Origin of the sequence: Actinoplanes sp. NPDC049598 (assembly GCF_040675435.1) — a bacterium.
Classification (GTDB): Bacteria; Actinomycetota; Actinomycetes; order Mycobacteriales; family Micromonosporaceae; genus Actinoplanes.
In genome coordinates this window covers 66,798-68,589 of record NZ_JBFAOX010000001.1, presented here as the reverse complement: position 1 = coordinate 68,589, position 1,792 = coordinate 66,798, and the positions used below count along the sequence as shown (strand labels likewise).

The following is a 1,792-nucleotide window of genomic DNA, read 5'->3' as shown; positions in this document are numbered from 1 at the left end:
GGCAGGTGAGGCACGACATCGGCTCCTGCCAGCTCGACCACCGCCGGCAACCGAGGCGCGGACACAGGCCCTACCGGTTCCATCACCGCAGGCAGCTGGGGCGCGGCTACGGGCCCCGCCGGTTCCATCGCTGCTGGTTGAGGCGCAGGCTCGGGCACCGCCGGATCGATCGCCGCTGGTGCGGGGGATGTCTGGGTGAGCGCTGCGGGCTGTGGCGTGCCCGGTTCTGAGGCGAAGGGCGCTCTCATCGTGGCGGTGCTCGCCGCGGCCGGCGCGGCGGCGACAGCCCAGTCGGCCGGAGGCTGGGGCAGGCGCCGCTCGCGGGCGCACCGAGCGAACTCGGCCCTGGCCGCCTCCACGGATCCATACAGGCGGCGCTGCTTCTCAGCGTACCGTTGCGCTAATCCCCAGTCGCGGCGCTTTTTCTGGGCCCGCCGGAATTCTTCGCGCTCGGCAGAATAGTTTTTGGCCTTGGTGCGATCACGCATCGCTGCCGTCTCGGCCCGCCCGAACAATGACATCTGCCCTCGCATACAAGAATTGTCCCGCACCCGAGCCTCTCACGTCAGTTTCCGATCATGCCAACCTCGATGGAATTCCGATCACCGGCTCGCGCTTGAAGCAGCGTCAATAAGGCTTGTCGCGCAATGGTCACGGCCACTGAAGTGCACGGGTTAGCCGCAGACAGGGCGGCTTGACTTCAGGGCTGGTCGCCGGAAGTAATCGGTTCGCTGGCCGACGGCAAGTACCTTTCGACCGCGCCGAAGGGTGGCGTCTGGACTCGCGAACATCGAGATCTATGAGATCTGCCGGCGCGCCACCACCACCGAGGGCCTGCGCGCGCTACGAGCCGCAGACAGGCCGGGCCATGAAGACGGTGACGCACGGGGCTACCAGGCACCGAGTCGGCCGCGGCTGGCCCGGTAGCTCCGGTCAGGAGACGACGACTCGGTTGCGGCCGGTGTCCTTGGCTTGGTAGAGGGCGTGGTCGGCTCGGGCCAGGAGCTGGTCCAGGGATTCGCCGGAGGTGAGTTGGGTCAGGCCGACGCTGATGGTCACCTCGATGGGGCCGGCGGGGGTGGGGACGGGCGTGTCGGCCACGGCGCGGCGCATGCGTTCGGCTACGCCGGGGGCGTCGGCGTGGTCGGGGAGGACCACGGCGAACTCCTCGCCGCCGTAGCGGCCGAGGACGTCGGCGGCGCGGATGCTGTCGCGGACCCGGGATGCCACGGTGCGGATCACCTCGTCGCCGACGCCGTGGCCGTACGTGTCGTTGATGGTCTTGAACTTGTCGATGTCGATCATGGCGGCGGCCAGGGGGTGGTCGGCTCGGCAAGCGGCCTTGACCAGGGTGCCGGCGAGGGCGTAGAAGTGGCGCCGGTTGTGCTGGCCGGTCAGCTCGTCGGTGGTGGCCAGCTCCTGCACACGGCTGAACAGCCAGGCGTTGTCGTAGGCGGTCATGCCCTGGGTGGCCAGCGCCGAGGCCAGCTGCACGGCCGACTCGTCGAAGGTCGCCCCGCCCAGCAGCACGACGCCGGCCCGGCCGGACCGGCACTCCAGCGGCACCGCGAGCACCCCCGATGGCAAAACCGAGATTTCGGAAATGTCGGGAACGGCAGCGACATCCAGGGCCGCGGCGGTTGCCGGAAACGCCGATCCCGGCGATCCCGGGGCAAAGGCGGCGGAGGCCGAGGACCCCGCGGCGGAGGCGGCGGAGGCCGAGGACCCCGCGGCAGAAGCGGCGGAGGCCGGGGACCCCGCGGCAGAGGCGGCGGAGGCCGGGGACCCCGGG

At 70.6% G+C, this 1,792-nt stretch carries 2 protein-coding genes; one reads left to right on the top strand and one right to left on the bottom strand.

Annotated features, from left to right (window positions below; all coding sequences use genetic code 11):
- Nucleotides 1-933: 933 nt before the first annotated feature.
- Nucleotides 934-1,566: a GGDEF domain-containing protein gene (locus AB0J66_RS00350; RefSeq protein ID WP_364654360.1), complete on the bottom strand. Its 633-nt coding sequence runs from the start codon at nt 1,564-1,566 to the stop codon at nt 934-936.
- A gap of 37 nt (nt 1,567-1,603) precedes the next feature.
- On the opposite strand from AB0J66_RS00350, the gene AB0J66_RS00345 reads away from it, so the two are divergent.
- The coding region (locus AB0J66_RS00345; RefSeq protein WP_364654359.1) for a hypothetical protein at nt 1,604-1,792 on the top strand (189 nt) is incomplete at its 3' end.